The sequence below is a fragment of the Curtobacterium sp. ME-Dv--P-122a genome, from assembly GCF_030209645.1.
GTDB lineage: Bacteria > Actinomycetota > Actinomycetes > Actinomycetales > Microbacteriaceae > Curtobacterium > Curtobacterium flaccumfaciens.
In genome coordinates this window covers 164,970-179,134 of sequence record NZ_JARVRO010000008.1, presented here as the reverse complement: position 1 = coordinate 179,134, position 14,165 = coordinate 164,970, and the positions used below count along the sequence as shown (strand labels likewise).

General features: G+C 71.2%; 13 protein-coding genes. 5 read left to right on the top strand and 8 right to left on the bottom strand.

The annotated features are described in order from the left end of the window. Positions 1–19 precede the first annotated feature (19 nt). The gene (locus QRN49_RS10020) at positions 20–424 is read left to right on the top strand and encodes a DUF1304 domain-containing protein (protein ID WP_084740587.1); all 405 of its coding nucleotides are present in this window, start codon (positions 20–22) and stop codon (positions 422–424) included. 93 nt (positions 425–517) lie between these two features. On the opposite strand, the gene QRN49_RS10015 is transcribed toward QRN49_RS10020, so the two are convergent. Then, positions 518–1,525 (bottom strand): iron-siderophore ABC transporter substrate-binding protein, encoded by a 1,008-nt coding sequence (locus QRN49_RS10015; protein ID WP_071404382.1) that lies wholly within the window; start codon positions 1,523–1,525, stop codon positions 518–520. Between the two features lie 58 nt (positions 1,526–1,583). Between QRN49_RS10015 and QRN49_RS10010 the strand changes: the two genes are divergently transcribed. Continuing rightward, on the top strand, positions 1,584–2,450 hold the full coding sequence (locus tag QRN49_RS10010) for a shikimate dehydrogenase family protein (RefSeq protein WP_284755491.1): 867 nt from the start codon (positions 1,584–1,586) through the stop codon (positions 2,448–2,450). 19 nt (positions 2,451–2,469) lie between these two features. Here QRN49_RS10010 and QRN49_RS10005 read toward each other — a convergent pair whose 3' ends face one another. Genes QRN49_RS10005 through QRN49_RS09995 form a run of 3 tightly spaced genes read right to left on the bottom strand, consistent with a single transcriptional unit; the run spans position 2,470 to position 4,280 of the window. Beyond that, positions 2,470–3,423 (bottom strand): SDR family NAD(P)-dependent oxidoreductase, encoded by a 954-nt coding sequence (locus QRN49_RS10005; RefSeq protein ID WP_284755489.1) that lies wholly within the window; start codon positions 3,421–3,423, stop codon positions 2,470–2,472. Positions 3,424–3,457: 34 nt separating this feature from the next. After that, positions 3,458–3,844, bottom strand: a complete 387-nt coding sequence (locus QRN49_RS10000) for a YchJ family protein (protein ID WP_284755487.1) — start codon at positions 3,842–3,844, stop codon at positions 3,458–3,460. A 10-nt stretch (positions 3,845–3,854) separates the two neighbouring features. Continuing rightward, positions 3,855–4,280 carry an organic hydroperoxide resistance protein gene (locus QRN49_RS09995; protein WP_071404380.1) on the bottom strand — a complete coding sequence of 142 codons (426 nt, stop codon included), beginning with the start codon at positions 4,278–4,280 and terminating at the stop codon, positions 3,855–3,857. 247 nt (positions 4,281–4,527) lie between these two features. Here QRN49_RS09995 and QRN49_RS09990 point away from each other — a divergent pair, with 247 nt between their 5' ends. Next, positions 4,528–5,169 (top strand): hypothetical protein, encoded by a 642-nt coding sequence (locus tag QRN49_RS09990; protein WP_284755484.1) that lies wholly within the window; start codon positions 4,528–4,530, stop codon positions 5,167–5,169. Between the two features lie 108 nt (positions 5,170–5,277). Further along, on the top strand, positions 5,278–6,009 hold the full coding sequence (locus tag QRN49_RS09985; RefSeq protein WP_111024260.1) for an SOS response-associated peptidase: 732 nt from the start codon (positions 5,278–5,280) through the stop codon (positions 6,007–6,009). Positions 6,010–6,095: 86 nt separating this feature from the next. Here the strand turns inward: QRN49_RS09985 and QRN49_RS09980 are convergent, their stop codons facing one another. The 3 genes from QRN49_RS09980 to QRN49_RS09970 form a co-directional block, all read right to left on the bottom strand. After that, positions 6,096–11,630, bottom strand: coding sequence for an Ig-like domain-containing protein (locus tag QRN49_RS09980; protein WP_284755481.1), 5,535 nt, complete (start codon positions 11,628–11,630; stop codon positions 6,096–6,098). A gap of 308 nt (positions 11,631–11,938) precedes the next feature. Further along, the gene (locus QRN49_RS09975; RefSeq protein WP_228513523.1) at positions 11,939–12,268 is read right to left on the bottom strand and encodes a hypothetical protein; all 330 of its coding nucleotides are present in this window, start codon (positions 12,266–12,268) and stop codon (positions 11,939–11,941) included. 101 nt (positions 12,269–12,369) lie between these two features. Further along, positions 12,370–12,699, bottom strand: coding sequence for a hypothetical protein (locus QRN49_RS09970; protein ID WP_071248415.1), 330 nt, complete (start codon positions 12,697–12,699; stop codon positions 12,370–12,372). Between the two features lie 259 nt (positions 12,700–12,958). On the opposite strand from QRN49_RS09970, the gene QRN49_RS09965 reads away from it, so the two are divergent. Further along, positions 12,959–13,423: a VanZ family protein gene (locus QRN49_RS09965; RefSeq protein WP_262131858.1), complete on the top strand. Its 465-nt coding sequence runs from the start codon at positions 12,959–12,961 to the stop codon at positions 13,421–13,423. A 69-nt stretch (positions 13,424–13,492) separates the two neighbouring features. On the opposite strand, the gene QRN49_RS09960 is transcribed toward QRN49_RS09965, so the two are convergent. Beyond that, entirely contained in the window at positions 13,493–14,050 is a 558-nt protein-coding gene (locus tag QRN49_RS09960) for a hypothetical protein (RefSeq protein ID WP_111029789.1), read from the bottom strand. Positions 14,051–14,165: the final 115 nt, after the last annotated feature.

The window sequence follows — 14,165 nt, the reverse complement described above, 5'->3', positions numbered from 1 at the left end:
CTGCTGCGAGAATGTGCACATGTCGGTCCTGCTGGTGATCTCGGGTGTCTGTGCGGTCCTCGCGGGCCTCATCCACGTGTACATCTTCTTCCTCGAATCGGTCATCTGGACCAGTCCGCAAGCGCGCCGGATCTTCGGCATCGCTTCCGAGACCGAAGCCGTGGCGACCCGTTCGCTCGCCTTCAACCAGGGCTTCTACAACCTGTTCCTGGCGATCGGGGCGATCCTCGGCGTCGTGCTCGTGCTGGCTGGCAACACCGTGAGCGGCTGGACCCTCGTGGTGTTCTCGACCGCGAGCATGCTCGGTGCCGCGGTGATCCTGGTCGGCTCGGGTCGCAAGTACGTCAACTCCGCGTTCAAGCAGGGCACGCTCCCCCTGATCGCGCTGCTCTTCGCGCTGCTGGGTTCCACCATCGGCGTCTAGCCCAGCTCCCCCTCCCCCGAACTGCGAAAGCGACAGGGTGCCACCGGACATCGGCGGCACCCTGTCGCTTTCGCGTGCAGGTCGAGACCTGCGCTAGCCGAGCTTCTCCTCGAACTGCGCCGGCAGCTTGTCGAGCGCCCACTCGATGGCAGCCGTGGTGCCCATCGAGAACGCGGACGACACGTCCTTGTCGTCGAAGACGATCGAGTGTCCAGCCTCGACCGACGGCACCTTCTGGAACAGCTTGTTCGACGAGGCCTCCGACGCGTCGACGTAGATCGGCAGGATCAGCGTCAGGTCGGCGTCGAGCAGGTCGAGGTTCTCGTCGGACAGGTGCACGGAGAACTCCTTGCCGGCCTGCTCGTCGATGGCCTTCGGGATCTCGAAGCCGAGGTTCCGCATGAAGGTCGAACGGCTGTCGGTGGAGGCGTACGCCCCGAAGCCCTCGGAACTGTAGGCACCGACGACGGCTGTCTTGCCCTCGAAGTCCGGGTGCGCCTTGCGTGCTGCGGCGTAGGCGTCGTCGAGGCCGGAGAGCAGCTTCTTGCCCTCGGACTCCTTGCCGAGCGCCTTCGCGATCATGGTCGTCTGCTGCTCGGTCGACGCGAGGTAGTTCGCGCCGCCCTTCGGGATCGCCACGGTCGGCGCGATCGCGGAGAGCTTGTCGTACCGCTCCTTGTCACCCGAGGACTTCACGTCGAGGATCACGTCGGGGTTCAGCTTGAGGATGTCCTCGTAGCTCGGCTCGAGCGTCTGGATGATCTTCGGGGACTTGTCGTACGCACCCTTGAGCCACGGACCGACACCGTCGCCGCCGAACGCGAGCCAGTCGCTCGCACCGACCGGCTGCACACCGAGCTCGAGCGCGGTCTCGGCGTCGCCCCACCCGAGCGCGACGACGCGCTTCGGTGCCGACTCGATGGTGGTGGTGCCGAGGCCGGTCGTGATCGAGACCGGGAACGCGGCGTCGGACGACCCCGACGACGCCGAGTCGGTCGAGGAGCCGGAGCCGGACGCGCAGCCGGCGAGGACGAGGGACGCTGCGACGACGGCGCCGGCTGCGGCGAGCACGCGTCGGAGACGCAAGGGAGAACGGTTCACGAAGGGTAGCCTAACCTAACGGGGTGCGCAGGAAAACGGCTGGCTAGGCTGGGTGACCGTGGCGTTCACCGATCCAGGCCGCACGCACCTCGCGGTGCTCGGCTCCCCCATCGCGCACTCGCTCTCGCCCACGCTCCACGCTGCGGCCTACGATGCGCTCGACCTGCCCTTCACGTACGGGAGGCACGAGGTCGCGTCCGGCGAGCTCGCCGCGTTCGTCGCGGGGCTGGGTCCGGAATGGCGTGGGCTGAGCCTCACGATGCCGCTCAAGCGTGAGGTGCTGCCGCTGCTCGACCGCACCACCCCGCTCGTCGACGAGCTCGGGGTCGCCAACACGGTCGCGTTCCGCCACGAGGGCTCCACGCTCGTCCGAGCCGGCGCGAACACCGACGTGCAGGGGCTCGTCCGCCCGGTCGAGGCACTCGGACACCTTCCCGGCGAGGCCACGGTCCTGGGCGGCGGAGCCACCGCGGCGAGCGCCCTGACCGCTGCCGTCCGGCTCGGGGCATCGCTCGTCCGGGTGTTCGTCCGCGACACCGCGAAGACGCACGCGCTGGTCGACCTGGCCGTCCGGCTCGGGGTGACGCTCGAGGTCCACCCGTTGGCCGAACTCGCCGGCACCCACCACGGGTTCGTCCTCTCGACGCTGCCGGGCGGTGCCGCGGATCCGCTCGAGTTCCGTCCGTCGGGGCTGGACGCCGTCCTGTTCGACGTCGCCTACGAACCGTGGCCCACCGTGGTCGCCAGCCGGTGGACCGAGGCCGGGGGCCGCGTGCTGAACGGCCTCGACATGCTCACCGAGCAGGCGATCGGGCAGATCCGGTTCTTCCTGACCGGTGACGAGGACGAGCTGCTCCCCGACGAGGCCGGGGTCCGCCGGGCGATGCGCACCGCGGTCGACCTGCCCGCCGTCATCGGCAGCTAGCCGGACCCGGGAGCCTCGCTCAGCCGCGGGACCGCGCCTCGGCGTCGAGCAGCGCGACGGAGACGTCCCACAGCCGATCGGCCTGGTCCGGATCGAGCGCCCATGGCAGCACGCCGTGCAGGCCGTCCTCGATCCGCTCGACCACCGCTGCTTCGTGGCAGTCCTCGAAGTACCGGCCCGTGACCCCGTCGAGTTCGGGCGCGGTGGCGAGCAGGACCGAGGTCGCGGCTCCCTGCTCCGGGGTCTTCACGGCATCGGCCGCGGCGATCTTCGTGGCGGCCAGGACCTCCGGGTCCCAGTGCTTCTGCAGCCCGGTCCAGATCCCGCCGGGCATGAGGGCGTTCGCGGTGATGCCGTCGGCGGCCCACCGGCTGCCGGCAGCGACGGCGAACAGCACGTTGGCGGTCTTCGACTGCCCGTACGCGAGTCCGGGCTCGTAGGGACGCCGGCGGAAGAACAGGTCGTCGAACACGACGGGCGAACCACCGTGTCCGCTCGACGACACCGAGACGATCCGTGCCGAACCCGAGGCGGCCAGGGAGTCGTGCAGCCCGAGCGCGAGGGCGAAGTGCCCGAGGTGGTTGGTCGCGAAGTGCGACTCCCACCCGGCGGGCGTGTACGACTCGGGCGCGTCCATGATGCCCGCGTTGGCGACGAGCACGTCGAGCGGCCCCGACCACGCTGCGGCGAAGGCCTCGACGGAAGCCGGACGGTCCAGGTGCAGCTCCAGGACGGCCGGTGCTTCCGTCCCCGTCGTCCGGGCGATGTCGTCCGCCACCCGTCGGCCGGCATCGACGTCCCGCACCGCCAGGGTCACGCGCGCCCCGGCTCCGGCGAGGGCTCGGGAGGTCTCCACGCCGATGCCGGACGCAGCGCCGGTGACGATCGCCGTGCGCCCCGTCAGGTCGAGGCCGTCGACGACCTCGGCGGCCGTGGTCCGGTCGCCGAAGCGGGTGAGGTCGCGTGCGGGCATGTGGGCTCCTGTCAGCTGGCGTGGTGCGCAGTCGTCAGGCGACCACGCCGTCCACGTAGAACCATCGTCCCTGCTCGCGGACGAAGTCGCTCGTCTCCTCGAGCGTGCCGCGCTCGTCGTCGGAACGCCACCACGCGCGGAACGTGACGGTGCCGTGGGAGTCGAACGGGCCTCCCGAGGTGGTCGCCAGCACGTCCAACCGGGTCCAGCGCTGGGTCGGGTCCAACTCGATACCCGCCGGGCGGGTGCGCGGGTGCCAGGTGAGCAGCAGGTACTCCGGCAGGCCCAGCGCGAAGGCGCTGAAGCGGGAGCGCATGAGCCGTTCCGCGGTCGGCGCCACGGCCCCGGCGTGCAGGGGGCCGCAGCACTCCCCGTAGGGGTTGCCGCTCAGGCAGGGGCAGCGCGTCGTGTCGGTGACCACCGGCCGAACGCTAGTCGACGATGGACAGCGTGACGGTGATGTTGCCGCGGGTGGCGTTCGAGTACGGGCAGATCTCGTGTGCACGCTCGGCCAGTCGCTGACGCTGCTCCTGCGGGGCGTTCGGGGCGTAGACGTCGAGCTCCACCGCGAGGCCGAAGGCGCCGTCGCCGGTGCCGCCGATGCCGACCTCGGCGGAGACCTCGGCGCCGGTGGTGTCGACCTCGAGCTCCTTGCCGGCGGCGTGCAGGGCACCGAGGAAGCACGCGGCGTACCCGGCGGCGAAGAGCTGCTCGGGGTTGGTGCCCTCGCCGCTGCCGCCCATCTCCTTGGGCGGGCGGGTGTCGAGGTCGAGCCGGTCGTCCTCGCTGCGGACGTGTCCGTCGCGGCCGCCTCCGGTGGCGTGGGCAGCGGCGGTGTAGACGATGTCGAGACTCATGATCCGAGGTCACCGTGCTCGCCTGGACGAATCCTGAGCGGCAGCACCACGTCGCGGGTGCGGTGGCTCCGGGCGCAGGGCGCTCGGGCGTGTCCGAGTGGGGGCGGCGCGGGCCGGCGCGCGGTGCGGATGCGAGCGCCTCGCTTGGTGAGCAGAAGATGTCGAGTCCCCCGCCCGCACCCGACATCTTCTGCTCACGAACGCGAGCGCCCGGGCACCCCGCACCAGCACCGGGTAGACATGATGAGTGTTCAAGATCGGGTGGCAGGTCTTCCGTCGGCACGTCACGGACGTGCTGGATCCGGCACGCGTCCGTCGTGCCGCCCTGTGGTCCGGCATCGCGGCGGTCGTCGCGCTGGTCGGCATGGCCGTCCTGGAGGCCCGGGTCGACTGGACGGGGACCACTCCGGTCCGCAGCGTGGTCGCGATGGTGCTGCTGGCGCTCGGCGTCGGACTGCTCACCTTCGCGTACATCCCGACGTGGCGGCCGCCGGACCCCTCGACGACGATCAACGGTCGGCAGGTGCGGCCCTCGTGGCAGCTCGCCGCGCGGGGAGCCACACAGCTGTACGTGCAGCGTCGGCCGGTGCCGGTCCTGCCGGAGCACCGCGAGATCGTCCGCACCGACACGGTCCTGCTTCGGCGGGGGTTGATCGGCACGCTCGCCCGCGTCGCACCGTTGCTCGGTTCGGGTCTCGTCGCCGTCCTCGGGGCGTTCATCCTCGGGCCCGCCAGCTGGTTCCACGTGCTCTGGATCGCGGTGTACACGGTCGGGCTGTCGGAGTACGTCATCCGCCTCGGCCGCTCCGAACGAGCCCGCCTGGCCGCCGAGTCCCTCGAGCCCGCACCCGCACCCGCACCCGAGACGCCCGCACGCCCCACTTCGTGAGCAGAAGCGGTCGAGTTGCTGTCGGGCACTCGACCATTCCTGCTCACGAAGCGTGAACGGCGCGCCCCGACGCGCACCACTGTCGGCGGCGTCGGGCACACTGGGCGCATGTGTGGAAGGTTCGTCGTCTCCGACACCACGGCCGATCTGTTGCCCGAGCTCATGGGCGAGCTCGCCGCCCGGACCGAGCACGTCGACGAGGACACCGGCGAGGTGCACCCTGGCCTCGCCCCGAGCTGGAACGTCGCCCCGACCGACCCCGTGTACGCCGTCCGCCAGCGGCACGGTGAACGCGAGCTGCCGCAGATCAGCTGGGGCTTCGTGCCGAGCTGGGCGAAGGACTTCCAGAAGCAGCGCCCGAAGCCGATCAACGCCCGCATCGAGACGGTCGCGACGAGCGGCATGTTCAAGCGGGCCTTCGCCACGAACCGATGCATCGTCCCGGCGCAGGGGTACTACGAGTGGGTGGTGCGCGAGGACGGCAAGGAACCCCACTTCGTGCACGAACCCGGCGGCGCCCTGGCGATGGCCGGCGTCGTCAGCGCCTGGCCCGACCCCACGAAGCCCGAGGGCGACCCGGACAAGTGGCGCCTGTCGCTCGCGATCATCACCCGTGACGCCCACGTCGCCCCGGGCGAGGTCCACGACCGCATGCCCGCGTTCCTGACGCCCGACGGTTACGACGACTGGCTCGGCGGCGACCTCCGCTCAGACGACCTGCTCGCCCTGCTCGACCACGAGTCGCTTGCGGTGGCCGCGGGCCTGGAGCAGTACGAGGTCTCCCGCACGGTGAACAGCGTGCGGAACGACGGACCGCAGCTCATCGCGCCCGTCGCGTAGGCGGTCGCGCCCCGCGCGCAGACAGGAGGCCCGGATCACCGCAGCGGGTCTGCTGCGGTGATCCGGGCCTCCAGTCCGGTGCCCTGTTACGGACGTGCGCTGCGGCGGATGCCCGGCGCGACACGGACCGCGATCCGTCGTCGGGTCACCAGGAGCACGCCCGCCAGCATGAGCGCGAGTGCCGCGAGCCCGAGGCCGACCAGCCCGGTCACGCCCGTGAAGGCGAGCTCGGTGCCGTGGACGATCGCGGCGAGCCCGGTCGGGAACCGGACTGTGACGGTCGCGCTGACCGTCTGTCCCGCGCTGTCGGTGATCTCGTAACCGATGAAGGTAGTTCCGGTGAAGCCTTCCTGCGGGGTGAAGACGACCCGGCCGTCGCGGATGGTCCACGTGCCCTCGTCGGCGACGACCACGCGGTCGGTCGGTGTGCCGGACTCCGGGTGGAGCAGGTGCAGCGTGCCCGGCTCGAACGCGGCGCCGCCGGTGGCGGAGTCGTTGTCGAGCGGATCCACGACGACCCGGTGTCCGACGATCCCGGTGGCGGAGTCGTCGGTGGCGACCGCCACGGCGACCACGGTCATGGTCGCGGTGGCGGTGGCCGTCTGCCCCGAGGCGTCCGTCACCGTGTAGGTGAAGGCGTCCGTGCCGGTGAAGCCGGCGGCCGGCGTGTAGACGTACGCGCCGTTCCGCTGGATCGTCACGGTGCCGTGGGCGGGCTTCCGGGCCGGGGCGGCGGTGAGGCCGGTGCCCTGGTCGTCGGCGAGCAGGCCGTGGCGGGCGTCACGGGTGACGGGCGTGCCGGACACGGTGTGCCCGGTGTCGTCCGCTGCGGCGATGCCGACCGTGATCGTGACGGTGGCGTCGACCTGCTGCTCCATCGAGTCCTGCGCACGGTACGTGACGGTGTCGGTGCCCGAGAAGCCCTTCGCCGGGGTGTAGACGAACGTGCCGTCGGCGGCGATGGAGGCCGTGCCGTGACGGGCCTGACCCACCGCGACGACCGTCAGGGCGTCACCGTGGTCGTTGCCGAGCACGCCGTGGCCGGCGACCCGGACCGTCTTGCCGGCCGTGGTCGTCGCCTTGTCGTCCTTCGCGGACGGGGCGACGTCGATGATGACGCGCGCGAACGCCGCGGTGCCGTCGGCGTCGTTGGCCGAGTAGGTGAACCAGTCACGGCCGGACCAGTTCGACGTGGGCGTGTAGACGTACGAGCCGTCCTTCTCGAGCGACAGCGTTCCGTTGAACGGCTTCGTCTCCATGGCGGCCCAGAGCCCACGACCGGAGTCACCGACCAGCACGCCCTTGTCGGCGGCCATGCGCATGCTGCGGTTCGTCGACATGGTGTGCCAGTGGTCGATCGCGGCGACGCCGACGACGACCGTGACCGTCGCGGTCGAGGTCCGTCCGGCACCGTCGGTCACCGTGTACTCGAACGTGTCCGCGCCGGAGAAGCCCTTCGCCGGGGTGTAGACGAGCGAGCCGGGCTCGGTGCCCTCGGTCACGGTGCCGTGCTCAGCGCGGCCGTGCGCGGTGACGGCGAGGCCGGTGCCGCGGTCGTTGCCGGTCAGGGTCGCGCCGCTGATCGGCAGCGCGGTGTTCGCCGCGGTGCGCAGGGCGTCGGCGACCGCGGTCGGCGTGACGGTCACGGTGACGGTCGCCGTCGCGGTGCCGCCGGTCGGGTCGGTCACCGTGTAGGTGAACGTGTCCGTGCCGGAGAACCCGCCGGCGGGCGTGTACGTGACCGAGCTGGCACCGGTCGGGCCGGTTGCGCCGCCGCCGGTTCCGCCGGTCGTCGCGCTGCCGGTGATCGTGGCGGTGCCGTGGCCGGGCTTCGAGACCGCGGTGACGGCGAGCTCCGTGCCCGAGTCGTTGCCGGTGACGGCGACGTCGACCGGGGTCGCGGCGCTCGTCGTCGCGGTGTCCGCGGCGGCCTTCGGGGCGACGACGATCGTCACGGTGCCCGTGGTGGTCCCACCGGAGCCGTCGGTGACCGTGTAGTCGAACTCATCCGGGCCGGAGTAACCCGGCTCGGGCTTGTACGTGTACGAGCCGTCCTCGTCGACCGTCACCTCGCCGTGCGAGGGCTTCGTGTGGTCGGTGACCGCCAGGTCGGTGCCCTTCGCACCGTCGAGCAGTCCAGTGCCGGCCGGCACGGTGGTGGTCGCGTCGGCCTCGGCCGAGGTCGACCCGCCGCCGGCGACCGGGGTGACGGTGACCGTCACGGTGCCGGTGTTCGTGGCGCCCGACGGGTCCGTCACCGTGTAGGTGACGGTGTCCGTACCGGAGAAGCCGTCCTTCGGCGCGTACGTGATCGTGCCGTCGTCGTTGCGGGTCGCGGTGCCGTTCTTGCCGTCGGTGACGGACACGACCGTCAGGCCGGTGCCGTGGTCGTTGCCCGTCAGGGCGCCGGAGGTGACCGTGGTGCTGCCACCCGCCGCGACCGTGATGGTGTCGGGCTCCGTACCGGGGCGGACCGTGACCGTCACGGTGCCGGTGGTGGTGCGGCCGGCAGGGTCCGTCGCCGTGTAGGTGAAGGTGTCCGTGCCCGAGAAGCCGTCCTTCGGCGTGTACGTGTACGAGCCGTTCGCGGCGAGCTCGACCGTGCCGTGCGCGGGCTGCTGGTCGACGGTCGCGGTCAGGCCGGTGCCGCGGTCGTTCGCGAGCACGCCGTCGCCCTTCGCGACGGTCAGCGTCGAGCCGGCCGTGGCGGTGGCGGTGTCGGCCGTGGCGCGGGGGCCGACGACGACCGTGACCGTGCCGGTGGTGGAGCGACCTGCTCCGTCGACCACCGTGTAGGTGAAGGTGTCCGTGCCCGAGAAGCCGTCGGCCGGGGTGTAGACGACGCGGCCGGTGGCACGGTCGAGCGTGACGGTGGCGCGGGCGGCGCCGGTCTCGCCGGTGCCGGTGCCGCTGCCGGTGCCGCTGCCGGTGCCGCTGCCGGTGCCGGTCTCGCCGGTGTTGTTGCCGGTGCCGCCGCCGGCGGCCCCGCTTGCGGTCACGTCGGTGACGGTCAGCCCCGTGCCCCGGTCGTTGCCGGTCAGGGTGGCGGCGTCGAGGGTCAGCGGCTGATCGGCCCGGGTCGACACCGTGTCGGCGGTCGCGACGGGTCGCACGGTGATCGTGACGGTCGCCGCACCGGTGGTGACACCGCTGCCGTCGGTCACCGTGTAGGTGAACGAGTCGTTGCCGGACGCGCCGGCGGTCGGCGTGTACTCGACCGAGCCGTCCGCTGCGACGACGGCCGTGCCGTGGGTCGGACCGGTGACGATCGTGGTCTCGAGGTCCGAGCCACGGTCGTTGGCCTGCACGTCGATCGTCACCGGGGTGCCGGAGTCCGTCGACGCGGTGTCGGCACCGATGGTCGGGTTGACCGTGATGGAGACGGTCGCGGTGCTCGGCGAGCCGGAGCCGTCGACCGCCGTGTACATGAACGCGTCCGGGCCGGAGTACCCCTCGGCCGGCGTGTACGTGAAGGTGCCGGTGGCCTTGTCCAGCGTCAGCGCACCGTGCGAGGGGGACGTGTTCGACGCCACGGTGAGCCCGGTGCCGGAGTCGTTGCCGAGCACGCCGGTCGCCCGGGTGCTGGCGGTGGCGGTGCCGCCCGCGGCGACCTTGACGGTGTCGTCCTGCGCGGCCGGGGCGACCTGCACGGTCACGGTGACGGTGTCGGTCCCGCCGCTGCCGTCGGTCACGGTGTACGTGAAGGAGTCGGTGCCGGAGAACCCGGCGGCCGGGGTGTACGAGTACGAGCCGTCCGGACGCACCGTCGCCGAGCCGTTTGCGGGGGTGCTGTTGCCCGTGACCGTCAGGCCGGTGCCCAGGTCATTGTCGAGCACATTGCCGGTCGTCGGCGCGCCGGCCGTCGCGGTGGCGGCGTCGGCCGTCGCGGTCGGCAGGACGGTGAGCCGCACCGTCGCGGTGACGGTCGCGCCGGAGCCGTCCTTCGCCGTGTACGTGAACGCGTCCGGACCGGAGTAGCCCTTGTCGGCGCCGTAGGAGAACGACCCGTCGGGGCCGATCTTCACCAGACCGTGCGACGGCTGACCGTGGCCGGTGAGGGTCAGGTCCGACCCGCGGTCGTTCGTCAGGACGCCCTCCGCGGCGTTCACCTTGAGCACGGTGCCCGCGTGCACGCTGTACGCGTCGTCGGAGCCCTTCGGTGCGACGGTGACGGTCACGGTGCTGGTCGAGGTCTGCCCCGACGAGTCCTTCGCCGTGTACTGGAACGTGTCCGAGCCGGAGAACCCGCCGGCCGGGGTGTACGTGTACGAGCCGTCGGCGGCGACCGTGGCGGTGCCGTGCGCCGGCGTGGTGTTCGAGACCACGGACAGGCCGGTCCCCTGGTCGTTCGCGAGCACACCCGATGATGCGGGCACCGACAGCGCCGTGCCCGTGGGGGTCGTGGCGGTGTCGCTGCTGGTGCTGACGTGCGTGGCCTTCAGCGTGTTCGTGAAGGTGACCAGGACGTCCGTACCGTCCGCGGTGGTGGCTGCCGGGAACGTGAAGGTCCCCGTGGTGCCGGTGCCGCTGGCGACGACCGCGTCGCTGTTCAGGTTCACGGCCTTCCACGTGGTCGTGTAGTTCGACGGGTCGGTGGTGCCCACCGCCGTCTGGCGGGCCGTGTAGGTCTTGTTCGGAGTCGACAGGACCGCGCCCGCCTTCTGGGGCTGGGTGCCGGCGGCCGTGCCGTTGGTGGTGGCCGTGTTGCCCGTCGAGACGCCGCCGCCGGTCACCGCCAGGCCGAACTGGTCGGACGGACTCCACCGCTGGTCGACACTCGACTGCGCCGCCAGGGTGTTGGCGTAGTTGCAGGACGCCAGGTCGCTCGGTGCGTAGCCGTTCGCGATCGTGAACGTGCTGACCTGCGCGCCCGAACCCGGATCGATCTTGTACATGGTGGAGCCGACCGAGGCGAACAGGTAGCCGTCGGACGAGAACGCGATGCCGGGGCTGCCGCTCGTGCTCGCGTCGATCGGAAGGGTCGCGACCTTCGAGGTGGTCAGAGCCGTGGTGCCCGCGGTCGTCGGGACCGTCTCGGTGTCGACGCGACGGATCTCGTTGCCGGTGACGACGAACAGCAGCCCGCGGGTGCTGAACGCCATGTCACCGTTCTTGTTGGTGAGCAGGTTGCCGATGGTGCCGACCTGGCCGATCTTCGCGCCGGTCTTCGTGTCGTACGCACCGAGGTACGCGGGGTTCGCGCCGCTCGCGTAGTAGTAGATGCCGGTCGCCGGGTTGATCGCACCACGGAGCAGCTGGTGGCTGCCGTTCGGGTCCGCGGCGGTCACGTCGGCAATCCGGGCATCGTTCACCGCGTCGTACCCAGTGATCGTGTTGCCGTTGTTGATCGACGCGTACGCGGCGACACCGTTGCGGGCGACCGCGAGGGCGTTGTCGCCCGGCGCCATGCTCGTGATGTTCGTGACGGCACCGGTGGTGGCGTCGATGGCGGCGAGCTGGTTCGCGGCGGTGTTGATGCCGTACAGCGTGTTCTGGTCGCAGGCGAGCGCGCCGGCTGCGGCGGCGGGGTCGGCCACGACGGCCTGGGTCAGACCGACGCCGGCGAGGAGCGCGGCGCCGAGCATGGCGACGGCGCGCAGGCCGGGACGGCTTCTGGGCACAGCGGTGCCCGGGTTCGTACGCTGCATGATCACTTTCGGGTCGAGACGATGCGGGCACCGAGACCGACCGGAGGATCAGGGAGAACGGTCGTTGGCGCCAGGTTGATCCTGGCAGTTCCTCGTGTTCGGATGGGGACAATCGGGGTCCCCAATAGGGGGGACCACTCGTTCAGGGGTCATGGCGCAGCCCGGCTTGCTTCGGCGCTCCACGGTCCGCCGTCGCGGTCCGACTCCGCCCCGGGCACACGGAAGAACCCCCGCCGGCAGGCCGGCGGGGGTTCGAGGATCAGCGAGCGATCAGCAGTGGATCACGCGGTCGGACGGATCACGTCCGGCAGCAGCACGTGCAGGCGCTCGGCCAGACGCGCCTTCGCCTCGTCGAGGGACCGGAAGTCCCCGACGTACTCACCGAAGGTGTCGGCGACGAAGAAGTGGGTGCCCTGGCGGTCGACGGTGCCGCCGTAGTAGCCGCCGTAGTTCGCGACCCACAGACCGGTGTCGGCCTGGGCCCACGAGATGCGGACGGGGGCTGCCTGCACGGGAGCCACGACCTGGGCCTCGATCTCGGCGATGACCTCGATCGTCTGGGTGTCCAGGGTCACCTCGGCCTGCTGGCGGTGGGCGACGGTCGTGCTCATGGTGCTGCTCCTTCGTGCTGTGCTGCGTACTGGGTGGTGCCGGTGGTTCCGGGTGGTGCGGGCGTCACGATCGACGCCGGTGGAGCTGGGGTCCGTCGTCGTCACTCGACCGGCCGGATGACCGGCGGGAGCATGACGTGCAGCTGGTCCTCGAGCTTGGTCTGTGCCTCCTCCAGGGAGGAGAACTCGCCCACGACGAGCCCGAAGGTGTCGGAGGCCACGTAGCGGTCGTCGCGCTTGTCGACACTGCCGCCGAAGTACCCGCCGTAGCCGGCGATCCACTCGCCCTGGTCTTCCTGCACCCAGGTGACCTTGGCGCGCTTGGGGCGCGAGGAGAGCGCTGCATCGGCCTCGAGGATCGCGATGGTGTCCACGGTGTCGGTGTCGAGGGTGACCTCGGCCTGCGTCGCGTTGTTCACGGTGATGCTCATGTCGCTCTCCTTCACGATCCGGGGTACATCTGCTGACACCAGAACGCTACGAGAAGTGCCGAGGGGATCGCCAGCCAGGCCCGTCGATTCACGGGTTTCGTCAATGCCACCCATCGGGCAGCCCCGGATTTCCGGGCAGGTGCGTCGCACTTCCGGGGTACAGCGCCAGGATCGGGGTACTCGTTTTCCGGATCGCCGGGATCGGGGGACGAGACGGTGCGGACACCTGCCTGGAGGCGCGACTCGCTAGCGTCGGCACGTGACCTCCGACAAGCCCCGCGTCGACGACCGCGCCCCGGCCACCTGGCGCAGCCGTCGGTTCGCGACGGGGCTGGCGATCGCCTACGGCGTCGCCCTGGCGCTCGTCGGGTTCTGGGGCTCCCCCGTCGACGCCGCAGGGGCCCCGTGGCTCACCCGTGTCCTCGCTGCCGCGCACCGGCACGGCCTGCCGGAGCGCATCGACTACGCCACCGTGGAGTCCCTGGCGAACGTGGTCTACTTCGTGCCGCTCGGACTGCTCGTGGTGCTGCTCGCCGGTGCCCGCTGGTGGTGGGCCGCCATCGCCGCGGGGCTCGTCGTCAGCACGTGCACCGAGACCGGTCAGGCGCTGTTCCTGCCCGCCCGCACCGCGACCATCGACGACGTCGTCGCGAACGGCGTGGGGGCGCTCCTGGGGGCCGTGGTGGGTGTACTGCTGCTCAGCCGTGCGGCCCGGCGTCGCTGAGGACGATCCCCGGACACGAAGAAGCCCCCGGAGCAGATGCTCCGGGGGCTTCGTTCAGTGTGTCGAGACTCAGACGGACTCGCGCTGGCGGCGGACCGAGCCGCGGACCAGCAGGAGGCCACCACCGAGGACGACTGCGCCGCCGGCGACCCAGAGGGCCAGGGCGGAGACGGTCGAACCCGTGAAGGCCAGCGTGCCGTCGGTGCCGTTGCCAGCGCCGGCTGCGGGAACCGCAGCAGCGTCAGCCGGGGCGACGGTGAAGGCCGCGAAGCCGACGACGCCCGAGGTGGCGCCGGTGGCGGTCAGGTTGTAGGTACCCGAGGCGCCCTGGGGGAACGTGACCTTGACGACGAGCGAGCCATCCGAAGCGGCCGTGTAGGTCTTCGAGACGGTCGTGGTCGGCAGCGCGCCGAGCGTGACCGCACCGGCACCGGTGACCTGGACGTTGACGGTCTCGTTGTCCTGGAACGCACCCTCGGTGAAGTTCACCGAAGCGGTGCCACCGGCAACGGCGGTGCCGGAGACGGAGACGTCGGAGTCAGGCGTGTAACCGGCGGCGTTGGCGACGGCCGGAGTGGCGAGCAGTGCGGCGCCAGCCAGCACCACCGCTGCAATGAGCTTCTTCATGAATGGTTCCCCTAAAGATCTGAAAATCCAGACCCTGACACCCAGAGCCCGCTGTTCGCCGGTGGTTGACCCCAGCCACAGAAATGGCGGTTGTTATGGCGAAGTTGTCTCAATC

What these genes read in the sequence shown, in the direction of transcription:
- QRN49_RS10020 (WP_084740587.1), top strand. Translation starts at nt 20, where the DNA reads ATGTCGGTCCTGCTGGTGATCTCGGGTGTCTGTGCGGTCCTCGCGGGC.
- QRN49_RS10005 (WP_284755489.1), bottom strand. Translation starts at nt 3,423, where the DNA reads ATGCCCGCACGCGACCTCACCCGCTTCGGCGACCGGACCACGGCCGCC.
- QRN49_RS09995 (WP_071404380.1), bottom strand. Translation starts at nt 4,280, where the DNA reads ATGAGTCTCGACATCGTCTACACCGCCGCTGCCCACGCCACCGGAGGC.
- QRN49_RS09985 (WP_111024260.1), top strand. Translation starts at nt 5,278, where the DNA reads ATGTGTGGAAGGTTCGTCGTCTCCGACACCACGGCCGATCTGTTGCCC.
- QRN49_RS09975 (WP_228513523.1), bottom strand. Translation starts at nt 12,268, where the DNA reads ATGAGCACGACCGTCGCCCACCGCCAGCAGGCCGAGGTGACCCTGGAC.
- QRN49_RS09970 (WP_071248415.1), bottom strand. Translation starts at nt 12,699, where the DNA reads ATGAGCATCACCGTGAACAACGCGACGCAGGCCGAGGTCACCCTCGAC.
- QRN49_RS09960 (WP_111029789.1), bottom strand. Translation starts at nt 14,050, where the DNA reads ATGAAGAAGCTCATTGCAGCGGTGGTGCTGGCTGGCGCCGCACTGCTC.